A 22288-nucleotide genomic window follows, 5' to 3' on the forward strand; every position below is an offset into this window, starting at 1 on the left:
TCAGTAAGTGATAAATTAAATATCACTTACCGAAAGCGAACTGTCAAAGCGAGAGGGCGCGGATCAGATTCCGCAACCACCGCTAGGGCAGCCTCCGCCACTCATGCAAGGTGGCGCTTCAGGGTTTTTCAACGCGGCGCTTTTAACTACACCTGCAGTCGTAAGAAGTTTGGTTACTTCAGATTCCGGTGGAATATCCTGAGGGTCGAGGTTTGCTAATTGACATAACTCTTCCCAGTTCCGTGGAGTCAGGGCCATCGTGTGTTTAACTTCGATGACATCACCCGTAGCTTCAATGCGATAGTCGTATGTCGGCATATATTAGTCCAGTTTAGGCTCGTGCCAGTTAACAGACTTGAGGAATTTGTGAGCAGGGTAAAACTTTCCATCACTGCCTTCCTGGTCCTTGGATGACTTGATGTAAGCTTCAGGCAATTCACCGCCAGCATAAACATCTAACCCTTTTTCATTCTGGTAAAACGCAAGCGTTTGATCAATCTCATCCTGTGTCTTACACAGTTTTGACAGGTTACTAGCCTGAACAGCTGCCATATCCTTGTCAGCATCAATGCCCATAATGTGAGCCATACCGTAAGTTACAACAAGAATGTCTGCTACCGCATCACGAATCTCTGAAGTGTCTTTATTTTCGAGACCTTCAACAAGCTCGGCAAGTTCTTCTTGAATCAGGTGAAGTTGTTTACCTGCTTTTTCCCAATTCGGGGCTTTAAGGTCACCTTGTTCATTACCGAATACTGTGTTCAGGTAGGAAACGTCTGTGAAATTGCTCATTGTTACTCCAAAATCAGCCTTCAGACTGATTTGCTATCTGATAAATTCTTTCTATAACAGCACGTAAGCCATTTCCTCGAGATGGGCTCAAGTGCTGTTGAAGTTCTAACTGGTTGAAGATCATATCAATATCGACACGGTTAATCTCGGCCGAATTCTTATTATTGAAAATAGACAGTACAACCGCAATCAGGCCTCGGATAATACGAGCCTCGGAATCAGCCTGGAATTGATATTTCCCATCCTTATCGATCTGGGCAGTTAACCAGGTCTGGCTTTCGCAACCAGGCACCAAATTGGATTCTGACTTTGCTGAATCATCCAGGCCGCTATGATCTTTTCCATAGAGCATTATCTGTCGATACCGCGCATTCCAGCCTTTCTGCTTCAACAGCTCTTGCACTAAGCCAGTTTTATCCTGATGAATGGCCGCTTTCACTGGGATAGATATAGGACTGATTAACTGCTCCAGAGCGGTCGCAAACTGACCGACCTCATCAAGTGTATTGTAAAAAGCAAAAGATGCGCGAGATGTTCCATTAAGGCCTAATGCGTGCATCAGAGGCATAGCACAGTGATGACCTGTTCGTATGGCGATTCCCTGTTTATCAAGCAGTAAGCCAATATCCTGTTGATGGAATTGCTCAATAGTGAACGACAGTAAGCTGACATGTTTCTCAGGGCAACCGATTCGTCTGAACCCTTTTAATGAAGAACAGGCATCTAAGGCTGAATCGAAAAGCGCCTTTTCATGTTGGCTGATCAGGTCGAAAGGCTGTTTTATTAGCCATCTAACCGCTTCAGCTAAGCCTAGTGCCCCTGCAATATTCGGCGTACCGGCTTCAAATTTAAAAGGCAAGCGGTTAAATGTTGTACCAGAGAAGCTCACTTTTTCGATCATCTCGCCACCTGCTTGCCAGGGTGGCATCGATTCAAGAAGTGACTCCTTTCCATAAAGAACGCCTATTCCCGTAGGGGCATAAATCTTATGGCCGGAGAATACGTAAAAATCTGCATCCAGCTCCTGAACATCAACCTGAAAGTGTGGCAAGGCCTGCGCGCCATCAATAAGAACCTTTGCGCCAAAATCATGAGCCTGGCTTATCATTTGTTTGACTGGATTAATGGTGCCAAGCGCGTTGGATACATGGGTGATCGCGACCAGTTTAGTCCGTTCATTTAACAGTTGCTTAAACACAGCCTGATCGAGCTCACCGTTTTCCTGAACGGGGATCACCTTGATAACCGCACCGCTTCTTTCAGCAAGTAATTGCCATGGAACGATATTAGCGTGGTGCTCTTGTTCTGAAACAATGATCTGATCACCAGGCTGGAAGCTCTGCCCAAAGCTATTGGCAACCAGGTTGATTGCTTCAGTCGTACCGCGGGTCCATATGATCTGCTTAGGCGACGGGGCATTAAGGTAGTCCGCTATGGTCTGCCGAGCCTGTTCAAAGCGAGAGGTGGCAATTGCACTCAGTGCGTGGCTGGCTCTATGGACATTAGCGTTCGCAGAACGGTAATAATCCTCAACCGTTGCAATGACTGTGTTGGGTTTTTGCGTCGTTGCTGCATTATCGAAGTAGATTAACGGCTTGTCATCGACAAGTTGGTTAAGCAGAGGGAATTCACGCCGAATACCCTCTATAAAGTTATCTTGCGGTGCCATTTTCAATCTTGCTTTGCATTCTCAGGTGTACTGCTCTCCTGAGAGGCCCAGTGGGCAAGTTGTTTATTGTAGCGAGCACGCCAGCGGGTATACATCATCGCACTAACAAACAGAGTGCTGACTAGAAGTGTATAACCTAGCCCGTATAGCTGAGTATTAGGATTGGAGGCGGCTAAAACTGCGCCGATGAAGAGCAGGAGTAGTACAAAGCATAACCAGGCATGCCCACGGGGGCTGCCTTTAATGATCACATGTGCGAAGGCTAGCAAAGGCGCAAGATGAAGAAGCCAGATTACCCAAGGGTTGGCCGTTGGAGCAGGTATCAAAAACAGGTGCCAGAGTGTGAACCAGAGAATTAAACCAATGTAGCTGGAAACGCATACAATCCGGCTAATACGCGATTTGGTTTTATAATCATGATCATCAGGGATATAGGCTTTCAAGGTTATTTCTCGATTTATAGTTAACTCAGTTTTTGGGCTAGTTGGCCCAACCGCTTACCCTGCGCAACGCACAGATTTAATTCTAACGGGTCTGGCTCCCTGTTATCAGGGCCTGCAACATGTGTGGCTCCATAAGGGGTGCCACCTGTAGTTGTTTTAAGTAACTCAGACTCACTGTAGGGTAGGCCAGCGATGACCATGCCATGATGAAGAAGTGGAATCATCATCGACATTAATGTTGTTTCCTGACCGCCATGAAGACTGGAGCTTGAACTGAAAACGGATGCCGGCTTATCAATTAATGCGCCAGACAGCCATAAGCTGCTGGTGGAGTCGATGAAGTATTTAAGTGGCGCAGCCATATTACCAAAACGAGTCGGGCTACCTAGTGCTAGACCTGAACATTCGGCAAGATCCTGTTCTGTGCAATATAGGGCACCTTCGTCAGGAATAGCAGGCTCGGAGGCTTCGCAGTTTGCTGACACGGCTGGTACCGTGCGGATTCTCGCTTCTATTCCTGCTTGCTCAATGCCTCTGGCAATGTACTTTGCCATGGTGCGCGTTGAACCATGGCGGCTGTAATAGAGCACCAGAACATAAGAGGTGTTCATTTACAGGATTTCCAGAACTGACTCAGGTGGGCGACCAATACGAGCCTGACCGTTTGCAATAACAATCGGACGCTCGATCAGTTTTGGTACAGAGGTCATTACTTGAATAATCTGATCGTCAGACAGTGATTGATCATCGAGACCGTTTTCTTTGAATTCCGCTTCTTTTTTACGCAGAAGGTCACGTGCACTAATACCAAGTTGAGACAGTACCAGTTTCAGCTCTTCTGCTGAGGGTGCATCTTCCAAATATTTTCGAACCGATGGCTGAACACCATTTTCTTCCAGCAGAGCCAGAGTCTGGCGAGACTTTGAACAGCGTGGGTTGTGATAGATAATGACTTCACTCATTGTGCTATACCGTACTATTAGATCATCAAAAAAATGATGTCAGGATTTCAATGTTGGGTTATGTTGCGACATTGTATACACCTGATCCGGATATTTCATGAGAATATGGTCGGTTTATCATTAAGTTGTCATTCTGCAGGGATTATATGAACGAGTTACTCAATCATCGCTTTGTTCTTTTTATACGCTATCTGTTCAGACAGTTTCTAAAGAATCAGGGGATACTGAATGCTGCAGCTTTGACCTACACAACCTTGTTTGCTGTTGTTCCCTTAATGACCGTTTCCTATGCGATGTTAGCTGCAGTCCCGTCGTTTCAGGGGGTTGGGCAGGAGTTACAAGGTTGGGTTTTTGATAATTTTGTCCCTGCGACTGGCCAGGTTGTTCAGGATTATCTGAATGAATTTTCATCGCAAGCACGTAAATTGACGGCGGTCGGTGTTGCGCTTTTAGCGGTCACTTCGATCATGATGATGAAAAACATTGAGGCTGCTTTTAATCGCATTTGGCGGGTCACTGAACCACGTAAAGGGCTTTCAAGTTTCTTGCTTTATTGGGCAATTCTTAGTCTCGGTCCGATCTTGATAGGCCTGGGATTGGTGCTTACTTCTTACATCGCATCTTTACCTTTCATAAACGAGGCCACTGAAGTGGTTGGACGAGCTCGTTTGCTGAGTTTACTGCCCACTATCTTATCAGCAGCTGCTTTTACACTTATGTATATTGCCGTCCCGAATTGCAGAGTACCATTTAAAAGTGCGTTGTTAGGCGGTGTCGTTGTGGCGCTTCTATTTGAAACTGCGAAACGAAGTTTTACTGCTTTTGTTACCCAGTTTCCATCCTATGAATTGATCTATGGCGCATTTGCGGCGGTTCCCTTGTTCCTGTTATGGATCTTTATTAGTTGGGTCATCATCTTAATGGGAGCCGAATTAACACGGACAATGGCAGTATATAGGCCTATGGATCGCTCGGCTGATGTACCTCATCTATATACAGTTTTGGCGGTTATTTATCGGCTTTGGCAGGGGCAGAAAGCCGGGGAGTCATTGTCTGACAGATTGCTATTGAAAGAGGTTGAAACACTCGATCAAGGGCGCTGGGATAGTTATCACGTTTTGCTGATGGAAGGTGGGATCATTAAGCGTACGGATCAGGGTGAATACCTGTTATGTCGTGATTTAGGTGAATTATCCTTACTTCAGCTAAACGACTTACTTCCCTGGCCAACGCCTAAACCGAGCAAAATAAGAACGCTTACTTCCTGGGAAAACAGCTTTAATAATATGCTTAGCCAATTAGCTGATTTTGAAGAGAAAGTCATCGGTATAAAATTGGAAGAATTATTCCAGAATGAACAGTTGGATAGTAAGCAACAAGCTGAGATAAATGGTGGGGTAGTGAAGTGACAGAAATCTCTATGCATGCATTTGTGAGCGGCAGGGTACAAGGAGTTTGGTTTCGGCAATCGACTAAAGATACTGGGCAAAGCCTGGGTCTAAAAGGTTGGGTTAGAAACCTATCTGACGGTCGGGTTGAAGTTCAGGCGTCGGGAGAAGACAAAGCGGTAAGGCAGTTAGAAGCCTGGTTGGGGCAAGGCCCAGAGCTTGCGAATGTTGCTGAAGTTGAATGCACCTATGCAGAAGCAATGGATTTACCCTTTCCGTTTGAAGTCCGATAAACCGTATCTATTCTGTATTCGTGGAGTATAGGAGTTAGGGATGTTTGCCAAGTTAAAGTCGTTCTTTGGTTTTACAAAAAAAACCAATGATGAAATTGCTCTGAGTAAGGTCGATCGGTCAGTTAGTCAGGTCGCTACTAACGAAGCATCGCAGACTCAGGAATATGGACATCAGTCTTTGGAGCATGCCAGAGAACTGAGTTTGTCATTTGTTAGTAGTTTATTGGGTGTTCGTGCGGTTGAAACAGAGCAATCAAAAGCTCAGGAGGATCTTTTAAGAGAAGCGCTGGATGCAGAAATAACGGGTCTAAGTGAGAGGTCTATCCCTAAACTATCGAAAAGTGCTTTATCGCTGGTCTCGGATCTGACGTCTTACGATACACCGCAAAGCAAGATTCTCACCGCGATTAATGAAGATCCTGCCTTAGCAGGCAAAGTTATTTCTATTGCCAACTCTCCGCTTTATATCGCCTCTGATACTGAAATTAAAGACTTAGATCACGCTGTGACCATGATTGGCCTGGTTAGGCTAAAAGAGGTTGTTCTTAAGTCCATCATGGCGGATAAGTTTGAACTTAATAGTTACTATTTTGAGACCTTTGGGAAAGCGTTATGGGAGCACTCATCTGAAGTGGCAGGGAATGCTAAGAAGATCGCCGAGCAATCGGGTTTAAATGGTAATCAAGCTTACTTCATTGGCTTAATTCATGATCTGGGTAAGCTGATTATCTTTAAGAAATTGGTTGAGCTTCATTCTGAAGAAGGGAGCGAACCCCATCCTCAAGTATTCAGTAATTTGCTAAGTGATTATTCGGCTGCGTTAACGCGTCGTGCCTGTGAGGTCTGGGAGCTCCCAATAGATTGGTATCAGCCTATTCTGGAATTTCAAATGGCAGAGCCAGGTGATCTTAAGCAGCCCGAATCGGTTGCGCTTTTCTTAGCTAATCTTTTTGCAGAAATTAATGCGCTATTTGCGGCAGGTGAGATTACCGAGTTTGAGCTGATCTGGAAGTTGCAGGAAGTAGGTTCGAGTATTGAAGAGTTCAGGGAACTCTACCCTGAGACAAATTAAAGGATAAAAAAACGGGCCATGAGGCCCGTTTTTTACTTTAATGTGTCGTTTAGAGATTGATACGTTCAGCCAGAAGTGGCAAAACCTCATCAATTTGGACATCCTGTTTTTCGTCGTCACGGCGGCCTTTATATTCCAGCGTGCCGGCTTCGTTACCGCGTGGTGAGATAACCACACGATGTGGAATGCCCATAAGGTCCATATCAGCAAATTTAACGCCCGGGCTGGTTTTCTTATCACGATCATCAACGATAACGTCGTATCCAGCTTGCTGTAGTTCCTGGTAAAGGCGGTCGGTTAGCTCTTTAACTTCAGCTGATTTGTCGTACTGAAGTGGAATCAGTGCGATATGGAAGGGGGCGATCGCTTCAGGCCAGATAATGCCGCCATCGTCATGGTTCTGCTCGATAGCAGCAGCAATGACACGAGTAACACCGATACCATAACAGCCCATGTTCATCACAACGGACTTGCCATTCTGATCAAGTACTTCAGCTTTCAAAGCCTCGGAGTATTTCTGGCCAAGCTGGAAAATATGACCCACTTCAATACCGCGTTTGATCTCTAGGGTGCCTTCACCGCATGGGCTTGGATCGCCTTCAACAACATTGCGGATATCAGCGACTTCAGGTAGCGCTACGTCACGCTCCCAGTTGATACCAAAGAAGTGTTTGCCATCGATGTTGGCGCCTGCACCGAAGTCAGATGTTTTTGCTACCGTGCGGTCGGCGATTACAGGAATATTAAGACCGACAGGTCCAAGTGATCCTGGTCCTGCACCAATTAAATCGCGAATCTGTTCTTCGGTAGCAAATTCAAGCGGCTCAGCAACCTGTGTAAGTTTCTCAGCCTTGATTTCGTTTAATTCGTGATCACCGCGCACTAATAGGGCAACGAACTCTGCTTCGCTATCTTCTGCTGCTTTTACGATCAGTGTTTTGATCGTTTTTTCAATCGGCAGACTGAATTGAGCGACAAGCTCATCGATTGTTTTTGCATCCGGCGTATCGACTGTCGTCATTTCAACCGTTGGGGCAGCCAGATCACCTTCAGGGGCCATAGCTTCTGCCAATTCAACATTGGCCGCATAATCGCTTACATTGGAGAATGCGATGTCATCTTCACCTGAATCTGCCAGTACGTGGAACTCGTGAGAAGTTGCTCCACCGATAGAGCCGGTATCTGCCAGAACAGGGCGGAAGTCCAGACCCAGTCGAGTAAAGATATTGGTGTATGTCTGATGCATTACATCATAGGTTTCCTGCAGGGAATCCTGACCGACATGGAAAGAGTATGCGTCTTTCATAATAAATTCACGCGAGCGCATTACGCCAAATCTTGGGCGAATCTCATCACGGAATTTAGTCTGAATCTGGTAAAAGTTAGCAGGAAGCTGCTTATAGCTCTTGATTTCACGACGAATAAGGTCAGTGATAACCTCTTCATGTGTAGGTCCGACACAGAATTCGCGATTGTGACGGTCATTTACACGAAGAAGTTCAGGTCCGTATTGCTCCCAGCGGCCAGATTCTTCCCATAGTTCGGCTGGCTGAACTGCTGGCATTAGTACTTCCATAGCGCCGGACTTGTCCATCTCTTCACGAACAATGCGTTCAACTTTGCGCAAAGTACGAAGACCTAAGGGTAGCCAGTTATATAATCCTGAAGCGACTTTTCGGATCAGGCCTGCACGAAGCATCAGCTGGTGGCTAATGACCTCTGCGTCAGAAGGTGTTTCCTTCACTGTGGAGATTAAATACTGGCTAGTGCGCATACTTTTACTCAATTCATTAATTAACACATATTAGAACCGCCACATTGTAGGGGGCGGACAGGTACCTGCCAAGTATTAACTGGCGTTTTTTACCGTAACTTCTCTCTGCGGGAAAGGTATCTCAACATCAGCATTCTGGAGTGACTGAAATACAGCAAGGTTTACCTGATATTGCAGCTCGAAATATTTCTCAGTAGGTACCCAGTAGCGGTAAGCGATGTTTACCGATGAGTCAGCAAAGGCCTCAATCCCCACCTGTGGGGAAGGGGATGAAGGTATTTCTGAGAAAGTGCTGAGGCATGAACGGATAAGCTCAATAGCTTTGCCAGGATCTTCTGCGTAACTGATTCCTACAGATGCTTCGACTACTTTGTATTCAAATGAATTGGTAATCACCTCTCCAACAATGTGCTTGTTGGGGATTGTGATCATCTCTCCATCCTCTGTTGAAAGTACTGTGTAAGCGAGTTTAATCTCTTTAACTATCCCGCTTATCTCATTGATACATATGGTGTTTCCAACTACAAATGGACGAGTAAGGATAATCGTAAATCCTGCTCCATAGTTAGAAAATACGCCCTGTAATGCCAGTCCTGCACTTAACGAAATAGCACCGATTGCCGCGACAAAAGGGGCAACGCTGATGCCAAACTTTCCGAGGCAGACAACGATGATCATCGCAATAACGAGGAGCTTGACGGTGCTGGCGATAAAGAGGCTCAGCGTGACATCAACGGTATGTTTTTCACAAATCCGTAATGCAATTTTGGCTAGCCAGCGGGCGATAATAAGGCCGATCAAAAATATAATGATCGCGCCTATCACCTGAAAGCTGTAATTAACGAAGAAATCGATGATTGTATTAGTTAAACGAGTGATTGTTTCAAGCTCGTTTTTGATCTCTTGTTCCATCTTTGATTCACAATGACTTAATGATTAAGCAGGTATCTTTTCAGAATCTTCTATGAATGCAAACAGATCATCTAATTCTTTTTCACTAAATACCGGGATGCCATTACGAATTAATTCGGCAGCAGCCACACCGGAGCCTTCAATTAGCGTGTTTGTAAAATTGCCGTCGTAGATTCGTTTGTTTCCGCATGATGGGCTTTTGGCCTTCATTAATGCGCAGGCAACGTTCTCTCGTCTCGCCATTTCGAGCGCTTTCTCAGCACCGGTGAGAAATTCGGGAGTAACATCATTTCCATCACGGGTTGTTATAAAAATTGGAAACTTACACTGAGTTTCAGCGGGGGGTCTGGGTGTAGGTAAGCCGCCGGCGATTTCCGGGCAGATTGTGACCAGGCGTCCTTCCTGCTTCCAGCGTTGAATAATGGGATGCTTGATAAGGTGGTTTCCGCCGTCATAACGGACGTTATCGCCAAGCATGCACGCGCTGACAAGTATTTTCTTCATGATGTGCCACTAATTTATTGTTTTTATATTTATGCGCGCACATTCTACTCATAGAAAATCAGATGGCAATCGACCAAGGTCGCAATTTGCCGAGTATCTATTGATCAATATCACAAAAAAGGCACTGCCGTATGACAGTGCCTTATTTTATCAAGCTCAGATAGTGATCTTAGCCGCGTTTATCAACCATGAAAGTAGCTGAACCGGTAGCAACCAGTTTTTCGCCTACAGTTACATCTGTTTTGCATTTTACGCGACCGCGACGCTGATCAATCTCTTCAACAGTGACTGTAGCTTTGGCAGTATCACCAATAAATACAGGTGCACGAAATTTAATTTGCTGATCAATATAGATTGCACCAGGCCCTGGAAGCTTCGTGCCCGCAACGGTTGAGATAAGTGCAGCGCTAAACATGCCATGAACAATTCTTTTCTCGAATTGAGTTGTTTTAGCGTAGTCGTCATTGATGTGAACTGGGTTAGTGTCACCAGAAACACCTGCAAAAAGGCAAACATCTGCATCAGTGATGGTTTTCGCGAAACTGTCACTCATGCCAATTTCTAGATCTTCGAGGTAGTAACCGTGTAGCTCTTGCATCTCGCATATTCCCGAATGTTTTGGATGAAAGAATCATATATGAAAAGAGTGACAAATTGTTAAAGATAAGCGGGTTAGAAACAATTCGTAAGAATTCATTTGTTGGTTAGTTGTATCGAATAATCCCAACTGTAAAATCAGGCATATTTCCTGTATGGTACAGGGCTAATTTTTTCTTAGGATTTGAGACCCGTTTAACCATGATTATCAAACCAAAAATTCGCGGATTTATTTGTACTACAACGCATCCTGAAGGCTGTGCGGCTAATGTGCGTGAGCAAATTGAATATACCAAGGAACAAGGCCCTGTTGAGAATGGAGCTAAGCGTGTATTGGTAATTGGTGCCTCTAGTGGTTACGGCCTGTCTTCTCGTATTGCTGCTGCTTTTGGTTCAGGCGCTGCGACGATCGGTGTTTTCTTCGAAAAGCCAGGCACTGAGCGCAAACCAGGTACAGCGGGTTGGTATAACTCCGCAGCATTTGATAAAGAAGCAAAAGCAGCCGGTCTTTATTCTAAAAGTCTTAATGGTGATGCTTTCTCTCATGAAGCAAAAGCCAAAACAATTGATTTGATCAAAGAAGATATGGGTCAGGTCGACCTTGTTGTCTACTCGTTAGCTTCACCGGTAAGAAAGATGCCGGATTCTGGCGAAGTGATTCGTTCTTGCCTTAAGCCAATTGGTCAGCCATACAAGTCTACAGCAATCGATACGAACAAAGATGTGATTATCGAAGCGGAAGTAGAGCCGGCAACTGAAGAAGAGATTGCTGCGACGGTAACCGTTATGGGCGGTGAAGACTGGGAGCTATGGATGAATGCCTTGTCAGAAGCGGGCGTTCTTGCTGAAGGCTGCAAGTCGGTTGCTTATTCCTACATCGGTTCTGATATTACCTGGCCAATCTATTGGGATGGTGCATTAGGTAAAGCAAAACAGGATCTGGATCGTGCGGCTGCTTCTATCAATACTCAACTTGAAGCAACAGGTGGCCAGGCGAATATTGGCGTACTGAAATCTGTTGTTACACAGGCTAGCTCAGCAATTCCTGTCATGCCTTTATACCTGGCTATGTGCTTCAAGGTTATGCGTGAAAAAGGTCTTCACGAAGGCTGTATGGAACAGGTTCAGCGACTATTCGCGACGGGCTTGTACGGTGATACAGCTAAGATGGACGATAGCAACCGTTACCGTATGGATGACTGGGAGCTTAAAGAGGAAGTACAGAATGCTTGCCGCGAAATCTGGCCTCAGGTTACCAGTGAGAATCTATTCGAATTAACAGATTATCAGCTTTATAAAGATGAATTCCTGAAGCTATTTGGTTTCGGTATCGATTCAATCGATTATGAAGCGGATGTTAATCCTGCTGTAGAGTTTGATGTAGCTGATATCTAGCGCTCCTACTTTTAGGTCGATCGGTTTATTTTTCTAACCGATTGACCTATAGTTATTTGTATTAATAAGTGAGAAAAATTCTCTGATGAAGTGGCTATAGGTCCATAGCTGCGAAGAAGTTAGAGAATCAAAGGGAATTGAAATGACTATTAAAAAGATAGTTGCACTACCTCTGGTAATGGCATTGATCGGATTATCTGGATGCCAGCCTTCCTCTGTCAATAAACACCCAAACTCGCCTAAAGATCTCGTTATTAATCATGCCTCTTTGAGTCATTTAAGTAGTGACGCTATTGTCTCAGTCACACTTGATTATAAAGGTGAGCAAAAAAATCAGGTTCGACAGATCGTAGTTGAGAATCTCCCTTTTCACTATAACCTTAAAGATACCAGTATTTCCGACCTTGAAAAGATAGAGGTTGAGGTGAAAATTGGTAATCAGGTCCAACTTAGGGGAAGTGGATCGGGTGCGATGATAAACATGATTCAGCTATCTGAAGTATCATCCCAACCGCTGACGAATACTTTTTGGAAGGCTGTAGATATTTCAGGCCGCGGAATCCCATTATCGGGCACGACCACGCTTGCTGTTTTAGATAATGGTAAGCTGTCGGGTTATTCGGGGTGTAACCAATATAGAAGTAACTTTTCTTTTGCCGGCTCCTTTATCGACATCAAAGAGCCGCTGTTAACCCGCAAGATTTGTTCAAGTCCGGTTATGTATCATGAAAACCGTTATCTGCAGTTATTACAATCCGCTGAATATTTCGAAATAAATGCAGAAGGAAGGTTAAATCTCTTCCTTGCAGAGTCAGATAAGCCCATCATATTTGAGCCAACCACACAGCAAGCTGTTCGTGTGTCACTAAAATCTTATTAATTTTTTATTTGCTGCGTCTGGATCATTTTTCACTGGGCGTAGCAGTCGCTTTCTGGGAAAATAGGCATTGCTCAAATTCTTGTGATGTCTAATTATGGTTCATACTTCCCCCGATCTTTTTTCTTATCCTAAATACTGGGCTGAATGCTACGCGCCTGCTCCCTTCTTACCGACGTGTCGTGAAGAAATGGAAGCACTCGGCTGGGATAGCTGCGATATCGTTTTGGTGACAGGGGATGCCTATGTAGATCACCCGAGTTTTGGTATGGCGGTTATCGGCCGTGTTCTTGAGGCACAAGGGTTCAGAGTAGGTATCCTTAGTCAGCCAGACTGGAAAAGCGCTGAGCCTTTTAAAGAATTCGGAGCACCTAATCTCTATTTTGGTATTACTGCCGGGAATATGGATTCTTTAATCAACCGTTATACCGCTGATAAAAGAATCCGTCATGATGATGCCTATACAGCAGGGGGAATGGGCGGTAAGCGCCCAGATCGAGCGGTCATTGTTTATAGCCAGCGCTGTAAAGAAGCTTATAGAGAGGTGCCCGTTGTACTGGGTGGTATTGAAGCAAGCCTTCGCCGTATCGCCCAATATGATTACTGGAGCGATAAGGTCAGGCGTTCGGTTTTACTGGATGCAACGGCGGATATATTACTTTACGGCAATGCTGAGCGAGCTATTGTCGAGCTGACCCATCGTTTGGCTGCCGGTGAAGATATCCAATCCATTGAGGATATCCGAGGCACAGTTTTTTTGCGTAGCGCTTTACCGGGCGAGTATACCGAGGTTGATTCCAGCCGAATCGACTGGCCAGGTAATATTGATCAACTTCCTAATCCTTATGAATATAAGGAGGCTGCTAGTTGTGATAAGGCCAAGCAAGAGAGCGAAGAAACACAGCCTGTAAGGATAATTCCGGCGCCGCTAAAGGGTAAGGAGCGTCTCCCTGAAACAACTTATATTCGTCTGCCATCTTTTGATAAAGTAGCTAAGGACCCCGCTTTATATGCACATGCTTCAAGGGTTCTTCACCAGGAATCCAATCCGCATAATGCGCGTGTTTTAGTTCAGAAACATGGCAATAAAGAACTCTGGGTTAATCCACCACCTATTCCGTTGGAAACATCTGAGATGGATAAGGTCTTTGATCTGCCTTATCAGCGAATTCCTCATCCTAAGTACGGTGATCAGAAGATTCCTGCTTATGACATGATTAAGTTTTCAATCAATATCATGCGGGGCTGTTTTGGTGGATGTACTTTTTGTTCGATTACAGAACATGAAGGGCGAGTTATACAGAGCCGCTCCCATGATTCAGTGATTCGTGAGATTGAAGAGATCAGGGATAAAGTGCCAGGCTTTACCGGAGCTATTTCGGATCTGGGTGGACCTACATCCAATATGTACCACCTGAACTGCAATGATCCAGAAATACAGGCGTCCTGCCGTAAGTTATCCTGTGTTTATCCAACCATTTGTCAAAACCTGGTGACAGACCATAGTCCGACTACTGAGCTTTACCGTAAAGCGAGAAAGGTTCCAGGTGTTCATACTATCTCTATCTCTTCAGGTTTACGATACGACTTAGCCGTTGAAGACCCAGAGTATGTAAAGGAGTTGGTGACTTATCATGTGGGGGGCTATCTGAAGATTGCGCCTGAACACAGCGAAGAAGGCACATTATCTAAGATGATGAAGCCGGGCATGGGGACTTATGATGCGTTCAAAAAGATGTTTGAACGTTTCTCTCGTGAAGCCGGTAAGAAGCAGTATCTAATACCATACTTCATTGCTGCGCATCCTGGATGTGAGGATGAAGACATGGTCAGGTTGGCTCAATGGTTAAAGAAAAATGAGTTTAAAGTTGATCAGGTTCAAACATTTTATCCATCGCCAATGTCATTAGCCACGGCAATGTATCACTCTGATAAGAACCCTTTGAAAAAAGTGACCTATAAGAGTGAGAAGTTATATACGCCGAAAAATCTTGAGCAGCGGAAGCTGCAGAAAGCTTTGCTGCGTTATCACGATCCCGAGAACTGGGATCTTCTCAGAGAAAAGCTGCCTCAGTTAGGTTTCACTAATCTGGTCGGTGATGGGAGCAACTGCCTGATTCCTGCTGAAGAAAAAGCAGGTGGGAAGAAGTCGGCTAAGCATCAGTCAGGCACTTCCGGAAGGGGTGGTGCTAAGTCAAGTAAGGGATCGGCCAAGAGATCGAGTAGTCAGGCGCGCTTGGCAACCTCGAAACGAAAACCTAAGACAAAGAAAAACCAGCGCCAGAAATCTTTGAAACCAAGGTGATCTGATAGCTCTGATGTAGGGCAGGGGGAACTTGTTAAATCTTACCTGCCCGTTTGAGTGCCATATACTCATTAACCAATGAGACATGCATCAGCTCAGGAGTGGAATCAGCAACAGCGATACCTCGAGCTTTTAGATTTTTAATCAGTAGTGCTCGTTGCTCAGAGTAAAGCTTTGTCGCAGCATAATTTAAAGCTTCGCTCATACTTTCTGGCTCTTCGCTAATGCCTTCGACAAGGCACTTTTCTTTAAGGCACGCAACAAGTACCAAGTGCTTCCTGGAGAGCATTCGTACAGCTTTCAACAGGTCATCCGTATCATCATCACGTAGATTTGAAATGATAATGACTAACGACCGCTTTTGGTGTCTGATTAAAAGCTGCTCAGCTGCATTGGTCAGATCGCTGGCATCCAGTGTGCTGTGAAGATCATAAAGGTGATTGAGAAGCGTATTAATTGCAGGTTTACCTTTAACTGGCTTTAACCATCGGTTGTTGCCCGCAAAACTCATATACCCGACCGCATCGCCCGCAGATAACGCTATGTATGAAGTTAGCAGAAGTGCGTTTAGGCTATGGTCAAAATGGCTTAGGTCGCCATCCATCGCGCGCATGCGCCTACCGCTATCCAACATGAAAATGATTTCCTGATCTCTTTCATCCTGGTATTCACGTGAGATCAGGCGGTGCTGACGAGAGGTGGCTTTCCAGTCAATTTGGCGTATTTCATCACCGCGTTGGTATTCGCGTAGCTGCTTAAATTCCTGGCCACTTCCTCGTCTTTGTGAAATATGGGCACCAATATGCGCTAGTCTTTGTTCATAATCTAAGAAATTCAGGTTAGCGACCGCCATGAAATTTGGATAAACCTTGGTGGACTGTTGGGCAGGAATGTTTAGCCTGTATCGCCAGAGTTTAAGGGGCGAAAGAGTATTGATCTGGATATCGCCAAAGTCAGCTTCCCCGCGCTTAATCGCTTTGACTCTGTATTCCGCTATCGCTGTCTGCCCTGGGGCCACGCTGAGTTCGGCGGGGAGTTGCTCCGTAATAACAGCGGCGGGGTAATGGTCTGTATAGCTAAACGACTGAATACGATTTGTATCATTTTGAAAGCGTAATTTAATCTTTGCGCCTGAGCCTAAAGGAAGATTGCCAGGGAGTTGTCTTGCACAATCGATAGGTTTGCTCCACTTAATACGCGCCGCATCCAGCAAAGCTATGCAGATAAAAATGATAAAACAGAGCCACCACAAACTACTGCCTAAGCTAATATTGATGTCAGAAAAAATACGTAATAGAGTCAGTGCCATACCAGTGGCCGCGAAAACCAGGCATGCCTGTAGTAGTGTGGTATCAGGTTTTAGCTGCATTATATAAACCTAATCGCGTGGGGCTGGTACAGACTGAATAATTTGTTGCAGAATTTGATCCGGAGTGAACCCTTCAATTTCACTTTCAGGTGAGAGCAGTATTCGGTGTCTCATAACCGGACAAGCCACTAGCTTTATATCATCCGGCAGAACAAAGTTACGATTGTTCATTAATGCCCAGGCTTTGGCTGCACTGACTATGCCTATACTTGCCCGCGGGCCTGCGCCTTTAATAATCGAGCTTGTCTGACGAGTGGCCGTAACAAGTTTAACGGCGTAATCAAGAACCTGATCATCGACTGAAACGCTCTCAGTAGCGTTTTGGAGTTGTAAAATATCTTCAGGGTTTAGGGGCTCTGAAACTTTATCTTCAACAGCTTCCATTGATAGAGCGCCTGACGTCACGCTTTTAACTAACGCTTTTTCATCTTCAATGTCAGGGTAATGGATGAATACTTTCAATAGGAAACGGTCAAGTTCTGCCTCAGGTAATGGGTAGGTACCTTCCTGCTCAATTGGGTTTTGTGTTGCCAGAACCATAAACGGAGGCGATATGGGATAACGTTTACCCTCGATAGTCACTTGTTTTTCCTGCATTACTTCAAGCAGCGCTGCCTGGGTTTTAGCCGGTGAACGGTTAATTTCATCTGCGAGAAGGAGGTTGGTAAAAATTGGTCCCTTACGGATGTTAAATTTACCTTTCTGCATGTCATAGATCGCATGCCCGGTCATGTCTGCTGGCATAAGGTCTGGGGTAAATTGGATGCGTTTAAACTGTCCGTCAAAACAAGTCGCTAATGCTTTAACTAATAGTGTTTTTCCAAGTCCAGGTAAGCCTTCGAGAAGCACGTGCCCTCTGCAAAGAAGTGCAACCAGAACCTGGTCGATAACTTCATCCTGACCGATAAGCACCTGTTTGATATTGCTACGAAGAAATTCGATTTTCTTGGCAATCTTGGGTCTGATTTCGGCTGATTCGGTAACACTATTCATAGAGCATTCCTGATTTTAGTAAGTAACTGAATAAGTTCAAAAAGCTGGTTATCTTTGTACTGATCCGCTTCACGCATCGCAAAAATAATTTGGTTTTCTGCTATGCCGCTAATATCGGAGATTAACGCAAACTGTTTAGCATCAGGTAGCTGCATAAATGTGCTATCCCGATGCTGCATTTGTATGCGTATCTCCTTTCGTAAGGCGGATAGCAGGTGATTGTGATGCCCGTGCTGGTAATGGAAATTGCCAACAGCTTGTATATGTTCCTGAAGAGCACGGCGGTCTGTATGGCTATTATTGCTAACCGGTCCAAATCGTTGGCTCTTGCTTAGAAGCCAGGCGAATAGGGCCAATATCAAGCTTAGGGTCAGTTCGGGGGCATAACGGATTATAAGCTTGTCTAGTGATGGCCAGTTTACAAACCTTTGAATACTGACTTTATCGCTATGCTGTGTCAGTGTTGCCAGAAGGTGGGCATGATCAAAACGACCGATCTGATGATTATTCCAGATTGAGGCGTCAGTGATCACCGTGATGTTGCCACGTCCATAAGAAAATGTAGCAATTGTATCTGAGTATCTATTGCCTCCGACAGTCACCAGACTCATCTGTTCTCGATATTCTTCGGAATATCCCTGTTGTATTAGAGAGTGCTCAATACTGATAGGCGATTGTACGTATAAAGATATTTTCTGTTCAGAACCAGAAGCCTGATAGTGGCTGATTAACGGTTCGGGCAAGGAGGTTTCGATTAGGTCGATATCTGCTCTAACAAGCTGCTTTGGGCTTAGCTTATCTTGCTCTAGCTGTGTTCGTTTTTCTTCTAGTTGATCATAATAGCTTTGTCTTAAATCTTTATATTCTTGCGCTGAAGTATCGTCATTAATAAAAATATCGAAGTACGCGGCGATAGGGTTGAAGTTATCGCCATCGTTATGCTGAAAGATTAGATTTCCGCCATCTGAGATCCACTCAATTAAATTGCTGATATCGTCATCATCTTCAAAGATGTAAGAATTTGTCAGAAGCAGGCTCTCGTTTTGAGAGAGTTCCATAAGAGAAACAGGTTCGGTACTGTGTTTTACTTCAATCCCTTGTGATTCGAGAAACTTACCGGCAGCGTAGAAGTTGTTTTTTCTGACATTTAGATTAGGCCCTTCATTAATAATTCGTTCGACCTTCTCTAACTGGCTTGCGACTGCAACTGTTAAAGAGATCAGTAATAAGCCAATAATGACCTTAGCTGCGGTGTTATTCATTGTTTAACACCTCCATCGTTTTGTTAAGAAGATGATTTATCTCTTCTTGTGTGGCAGAACGATGAGCATAGGCTTGTAGCTGCCAGGCTAAGGTTAATTCTGAAAAAATAGCGCTGATATCCTCAGAAACGTTGTGTTTCACCAGGTCAGCGCATTCCTTTTCGGTATGGAAATACTCAAGTGGCGTTCCATGTTGTTGTATCAGAGTGAATAGGCTGTATCGATATAGCAATGAAAGGGCTTCTCTAAAATCGTTAAGACGTAGTGACTCTTGTACAGCTGCTCTGATGTCGTCAGGTAAGCTTTCTTTAGTAACGCTTAGCCCCATAATGACTTCTGGTGCGTCAAACGTTTTCTTTTGAGAAGTGTTAAGTGGGGCAAAGTTGACGGTATTGATTACGCTTTTGGCTACAATAAACAGGATAAAAGTGATGAGAAGCCATATCAGAATTTCGAATAAAAGCGCCGTATTGGTTACCAGTTCTTCCAGCCATTGTGCGTTTTCAAAGAATTTCCCGAAATCGATCTCTTCCGAATCATCAGGCGCGTCCCCATCATTCTTAAATTCCCAGGCAGTGACCTTTTTTTCGATAACAAAAGGTGGGGATTCGAGAATATGTTGAATGGCTTCCTTTGATTGAACCGCTTCTGCTTGAGCTCCTTCTGCATAAACTGAATCGTATGGTGCGCAAAAGAACAAGCTAAGTATAAGCGCTATTGAGGCAGAGATATTTCGTTTGGCTGAATTAAAGCCATGCGTGGTTGCTTTTTTAGCTTCCCTTTTTTCCATGCTGTGGCGAAAAATTAGCTCAATATCCCAGGCTTCTAACTCGATTCGGCGGTTAAGGTATAGGCTGAAACCACAAGCGATGTAAAAGGGGGCGACAAGGCAAAAACAGCAGAAATATAGCGCGTTATAGGCATGTTCGTAATACAGCGGGTTATCGATGAATGCTTCAAAAAGCTTTAGATCAAGCTGGCTTGGGATAAACATTGCGATCAATGCAATAATTGAGAGGCTGAGTAAAAGCTCCATATGGACAAGTGTTACAGTGAGCCAGCCGGCTGCATTACCGCAGCCAAATTGAAGCAGGTTGCATCGTTGCCTTCTCGCTTTACCTTTTTGCTGCTCGAGCATTGACACAGCTAGGTTAAAGGAGCGCTTAAACTCAAACCTTCTCCAGGTTAATGCGGAGAGTAGGTCAAACATACAGAGCTTAAGTAAGGATTTTTTGCTTAAGCCTGTGAATGGATTTTCATTAAAAATATAGCGACTCAGTAAGATCAGAGGTAAACGATCAAATAAAGGTTTGAACCACCATACGATTAGCAAAGAGATAGATGGGTTGTCGTAGAAGAATAAATGGCAGGCAATGAATAGGATCAGAGCAGGAATCATCCACGCAAAAAAAAGTGGTTTGTACCATTTCTTTGCAATGACCGTCCCCAAATCGATGGCTTGCCATTGGGTTCTAAGTTTTGCATTAAATTGCAGGTCAGTTAGGTTCACGTTGCCTCCCTAGTGGAGAGAGGAAACATAACCAGATTACAAAGAACCATAGGCCGGCTCCGACAGCATACTTGAGCTCTACAGGTAATGAGGTGCTTGAGGACCAAAATGCTTCTAGAAAAGCGGCGATTAACAGCATAAAGGCGGCGCCATACATGATTTTTACAGCATCCCTTGCCGCGTTTTTCAGGGCTGTTAAACGAGACTGCTGCCCTGGGTTTATTAGTGCGTAGCCAATGATCAAACCGGCAGCGCCACTAAAAACAATCGCTGTAAGCTCAAATGCGCCGTGCCCAACAACGAACGGGTAAAAAGTAACGCCATAGCCAATGCTGGTCAGTCTTCCAGCAACAGCTCCAATATAAAGACCGTTAAAACACAAAAAAAACACTGAGCCGAGGCCAAAAAAGATGCCGCCTGCAAAAGTACGAAAAGCGATACCTATATTGTTTTTTATGTAATAGCCAAACATCATCAAATCTGTATCTGAGCCTCGTTCTCGACCAATTTTGTCAAGGCTGGGGTCATACATGGATTCAAATTCAGCGACATCTGATGGGCTCATGAGGCTGTATATGATCGTTTCATCGTAGAAACATGCGAGCCCCATGAGAAGGCCGGGCATAATAAAGAGCGCTGTCGAGAGCCATACGGCTTTGGAGTATTTACGCAGCGTAAAAATAAAAACATTCAGAGCGAAGCCGATGTAACCCAGTTTAATCCGATTATCCTGCTTATATAGGGCATGATGGCCAGCCATAACCAGCTGATTAAGGTAATCAATGAGTTCTTCTGAATAGTGACGCTGCCTGGCTAAAGAAAGGTGGTTACATATTTTTCTATAATTTTCCGGGAAAGCAGGGTCAAGCTTAGCCTTACGGCCGTTATGATTGTCGATATCGGCTTCGAAGCTTTTCCAGATCGGGGAATATTTTTGATCGAAATCTATTTGTTTCATCCCTTATCTTTTTTGCCTCGGATCCATGCGCCTATACCTAGCACTTTTATTAAGCCACTCTTACCTGTGCTATTTGTCAGGGGGGTTAAAATATCGGTTAACTCAATCTGCCTCGGTTCACTTATAACATCGGTACGGTCGGTGAAATCAGCAATTGCCTGACGCTCATCAAGTGTAAGAGGCGCGGCTGGTAAAACCGGTTTAACATCAGAGGTTATTTCCTGTTTCCTCTCTTCGATTGCGTAAATAACAAGTGTTCCTGCAGCCATATCGCCAAGCCGCTGGAATTTTTTACTGCAAGTAATGCTGATGATGCCAAAGAGATATAGGACCGGGAAAAAATCTGCTGAACGGAGTAGGTTGCGAATGATAGAGGTATTCCAACGAACGGGGGTGAAGTCGTCATTGACCACTTTAATTCCCATTGATTTCTTGCCGGGGGTTTGCCCGTTACGAAAAACCTCAAAATAAACAGGATAAAACCATTCAAGTAAAAAACTAAAGATAAGGAAAAAGCCCCAACCGACATTACCAATGAACGCACTAACTATAGCGAGCAGTATGTATATCAATAGCCGCCACGAGAAATCGATAACATAAGCTAATGCTCTGGGTACAGTTCCCGCTATAGTGGAATTGAAGTTGATACCTTCAGGGGTTTCTACACTACAGTCGGTGTCAATTAGGGGCCTTGTCATTAGCTGTTCAGAGATTTTTGCACGTCAATGTTTTGATTAACCTTATAACTCAGGTAAAAAGTCTGAAAGAAGAATGTCAGAATAGGGCCGGCCCAGGTTGGCTTTCCCGCACTATTGGTAATTTCGTTCAAGCGGTTTCGGAATTTAAATGCCCAGACAATCCACACCACAAACACGGCTAAGCTAATAAGCGGGCTAATAGACATGAGTGTCGCCACGCTTTCAAAGCCGATGATGAACGGAGCAAACTGAACCAATATGCTTGCAGCATAAAGCACCAGGGCAGTGGTTATGAAGCCTTGGGATATTTTGTTATCAGTTATCGAATTGAGTTTATTGGTGCGAGAATATAGCCAGTAGGCAGCATAGATACCGAAAGTGATAATACTCAAGCCAAACACCGCCCAGGTCGAGAAGCGCGGAAAGACCGACATATCCCCTGAGTGAAGTGGCTTTTCGAGATTAGATTCTGGAGCTGAATACGGATTTTCGGCAAGTTCTGTCATGTTTCATCC

The 22288-nt window shown here is 44.6% G+C and carries 23 protein-coding genes; 6 read left to right on the plus strand and 17 right to left on the minus strand.

Annotated features, from left to right (window positions below; all coding sequences use genetic code 11):
- Positions 1 to 63 precede the first annotated feature (63 nt).
- Genes MED92_RS02745 through arsC form a run of 6 tightly spaced genes read right to left on the minus strand, consistent with a single transcriptional unit; the run spans position 64 to position 3866 of the window.
- Entirely contained in the window at positions 64 to 318 is a 255-nt protein-coding gene (locus MED92_RS02745) for an FmdB family zinc ribbon protein (protein ID WP_007019949.1), read from the minus strand.
- Positions 319 to 321: 3 nt separating this feature from the next.
- The gene (locus MED92_RS02750) at positions 322 to 792 is read right to left on the minus strand and encodes a nucleoside triphosphate pyrophosphohydrolase family protein (RefSeq protein ID WP_007019950.1); all 471 of its coding nucleotides are present in this window, start codon (positions 790 to 792) and stop codon (positions 322 to 324) included.
- 13 nt (positions 793 to 805) lie between these two features.
- On the minus strand, positions 806 to 2461 hold the full coding sequence (locus MED92_RS02755) for a SufS family cysteine desulfurase (protein WP_007019951.1): 1656 nt from the start codon (positions 2459 to 2461) through the stop codon (positions 806 to 808).
- A gap of 2 nt (positions 2462 to 2463) precedes the next feature.
- Positions 2464 to 2904, minus strand: coding sequence for a DUF2069 domain-containing protein (locus MED92_RS02760; protein ID WP_007019952.1), 441 nt, complete (start codon positions 2902 to 2904; stop codon positions 2464 to 2466).
- A 20-nt stretch (positions 2905 to 2924) separates the two neighbouring features.
- A complete protein-coding gene (wrbA, locus tag MED92_RS02765; protein ID WP_007019953.1) occupies positions 2925 to 3515 on the minus strand; it encodes an NAD(P)H:quinone oxidoreductase in 591 nt (196 codons plus the stop codon).
- Positions 3516 to 3866 carry an arsenate reductase (glutaredoxin) gene (gene arsC, locus MED92_RS02770; protein ID WP_007019954.1) on the minus strand — a complete coding sequence of 117 codons (351 nt, stop codon included), beginning with the start codon at positions 3864 to 3866 and terminating at the stop codon, positions 3516 to 3518.
- 146 nt (positions 3867 to 4012) lie between these two features.
- Here arsC and MED92_RS02775 point away from each other — a divergent pair, with 146 nt between their 5' ends.
- From MED92_RS02775 to MED92_RS02785, 3 genes are read left to right on the plus strand one after another with little or no spacing between them, the layout of a single operon-like run.
- A complete protein-coding gene (locus MED92_RS02775; protein WP_007019955.1) occupies positions 4013 to 5275 on the plus strand; it encodes a YihY family inner membrane protein in 1263 nt (420 codons plus the stop codon).
- Positions 5272 to 5547, plus strand: a complete 276-nt coding sequence (locus MED92_RS02780; protein WP_007019956.1) for an acylphosphatase — start codon at positions 5272 to 5274, stop codon at positions 5545 to 5547. The genes MED92_RS02775 and MED92_RS02780 overlap by 4 nt, the downstream gene beginning before the upstream one ends.
- 40 nt (positions 5548 to 5587) lie before the next feature.
- Entirely contained in the window at positions 5588 to 6619 is a 1032-nt protein-coding gene (locus MED92_RS02785; RefSeq protein WP_007019957.1) for an HDOD domain-containing protein, read from the plus strand.
- 49 nt (positions 6620 to 6668) lie between these two features.
- Here the strand turns inward: MED92_RS02785 and MED92_RS02790 are convergent, their stop codons facing one another.
- From MED92_RS02790 to MED92_RS02805, 4 genes are all read right to left on the minus strand, one after another.
- A complete protein-coding gene (locus MED92_RS02790) occupies positions 6669 to 8393 on the minus strand; it encodes a proline--tRNA ligase (protein ID WP_007019958.1) in 1725 nt (574 codons plus the stop codon).
- A gap of 75 nt (positions 8394 to 8468) precedes the next feature.
- On the minus strand, positions 8469 to 9305 hold the full coding sequence (locus MED92_RS02795; protein ID WP_007019959.1) for a mechanosensitive ion channel family protein: 837 nt from the start codon (positions 9303 to 9305) through the stop codon (positions 8469 to 8471).
- 24 nt (positions 9306 to 9329) lie between these two features.
- Positions 9330 to 9809, minus strand: coding sequence for a 2-thiouracil desulfurase family protein (locus MED92_RS02800; RefSeq protein WP_040661474.1), 480 nt, complete (start codon positions 9807 to 9809; stop codon positions 9330 to 9332).
- 169 nt (positions 9810 to 9978) lie between these two features.
- Positions 9979 to 10407, minus strand: a complete 429-nt coding sequence (locus MED92_RS02805; RefSeq protein WP_007019961.1) for a MaoC family dehydratase — start codon at positions 10405 to 10407, stop codon at positions 9979 to 9981.
- A gap of 200 nt (positions 10408 to 10607) precedes the next feature.
- Between MED92_RS02805 and fabV the strand changes: the two genes are divergently transcribed.
- The 3 genes from fabV to MED92_RS02820 all read left to right on the plus strand — a co-directional run bounded on the left by fabV (position 10608) and on the right by MED92_RS02820 (position 14983).
- Positions 10608 to 11801, plus strand: a complete 1194-nt coding sequence (gene fabV / locus MED92_RS02810; protein WP_007019962.1) for an enoyl-ACP reductase FabV — start codon at positions 10608 to 10610, stop codon at positions 11799 to 11801.
- A gap of 142 nt (positions 11802 to 11943) precedes the next feature.
- The gene (locus MED92_RS02815; RefSeq protein ID WP_007019963.1) at positions 11944 to 12681 is read left to right on the plus strand and encodes an META domain-containing protein; all 738 of its coding nucleotides are present in this window, start codon (positions 11944 to 11946) and stop codon (positions 12679 to 12681) included.
- Positions 12682 to 12775: 94 nt separating this feature from the next.
- Positions 12776 to 14983 carry a YgiQ family radical SAM protein gene (locus tag MED92_RS02820; protein ID WP_007019964.1) on the plus strand — a complete coding sequence of 736 codons (2208 nt, stop codon included), beginning with the start codon at positions 12776 to 12778 and terminating at the stop codon, positions 14981 to 14983.
- Between the two features lie 34 nt (positions 14984 to 15017).
- Here the strand turns inward: MED92_RS02820 and MED92_RS02825 are convergent, their stop codons facing one another.
- Genes MED92_RS02825 through MED92_RS02855 form a run of 7 tightly spaced genes read right to left on the minus strand, consistent with a single transcriptional unit; the run spans position 15018 to position 22279 of the window.
- The gene (locus MED92_RS02825; RefSeq protein ID WP_007019965.1) at positions 15018 to 16352 is read right to left on the minus strand and encodes a DUF58 domain-containing protein; all 1335 of its coding nucleotides are present in this window, start codon (positions 16350 to 16352) and stop codon (positions 15018 to 15020) included.
- Between the two features lie 9 nt (positions 16353 to 16361).
- Positions 16362 to 17345: an AAA family ATPase gene (locus tag MED92_RS02830; protein ID WP_007019966.1), complete on the minus strand. Its 984-nt coding sequence runs from the start codon at positions 17343 to 17345 to the stop codon at positions 16362 to 16364.
- Positions 17342 to 18607, minus strand: a complete 1266-nt coding sequence (locus MED92_RS02835) for a DUF4350 domain-containing protein (protein ID WP_007019967.1) — start codon at positions 18605 to 18607, stop codon at positions 17342 to 17344. The genes MED92_RS02830 and MED92_RS02835 overlap by 4 nt, the downstream gene beginning before the upstream one ends.
- Entirely contained in the window at positions 18600 to 20117 is a 1518-nt protein-coding gene (locus MED92_RS02840; protein WP_007019968.1) for a hypothetical protein, read from the minus strand. Before MED92_RS02840 ends, MED92_RS02835 begins: the two co-directional genes overlap by 8 nt.
- The gene (locus tag MED92_RS02845) at positions 20104 to 21075 is read right to left on the minus strand and encodes a stage II sporulation protein M (RefSeq protein ID WP_007019969.1); all 972 of its coding nucleotides are present in this window, start codon (positions 21073 to 21075) and stop codon (positions 20104 to 20106) included. The genes MED92_RS02840 and MED92_RS02845 overlap by 14 nt, the downstream gene beginning before the upstream one ends.
- Positions 21072 to 21773, minus strand: a complete 702-nt coding sequence (locus tag MED92_RS02850; protein WP_007019970.1) for an RDD family protein — start codon at positions 21771 to 21773, stop codon at positions 21072 to 21074. The genes MED92_RS02845 and MED92_RS02850 overlap by 4 nt, the downstream gene beginning before the upstream one ends.
- Positions 21773 to 22279: a DUF4234 domain-containing protein gene (locus tag MED92_RS02855; protein WP_007019971.1), complete on the minus strand. Its 507-nt coding sequence runs from the start codon at positions 22277 to 22279 to the stop codon at positions 21773 to 21775. Before MED92_RS02855 ends, MED92_RS02850 begins: the two co-directional genes overlap by 1 nt.
- Positions 22280 to 22288 lie beyond the last annotated feature (9 nt).

Source organism: Neptuniibacter caesariensis (assembly GCF_000153345.1).
GTDB lineage: Bacteria > Pseudomonadota > Gammaproteobacteria > Pseudomonadales > Balneatricaceae > Neptuniibacter > Neptuniibacter caesariensis.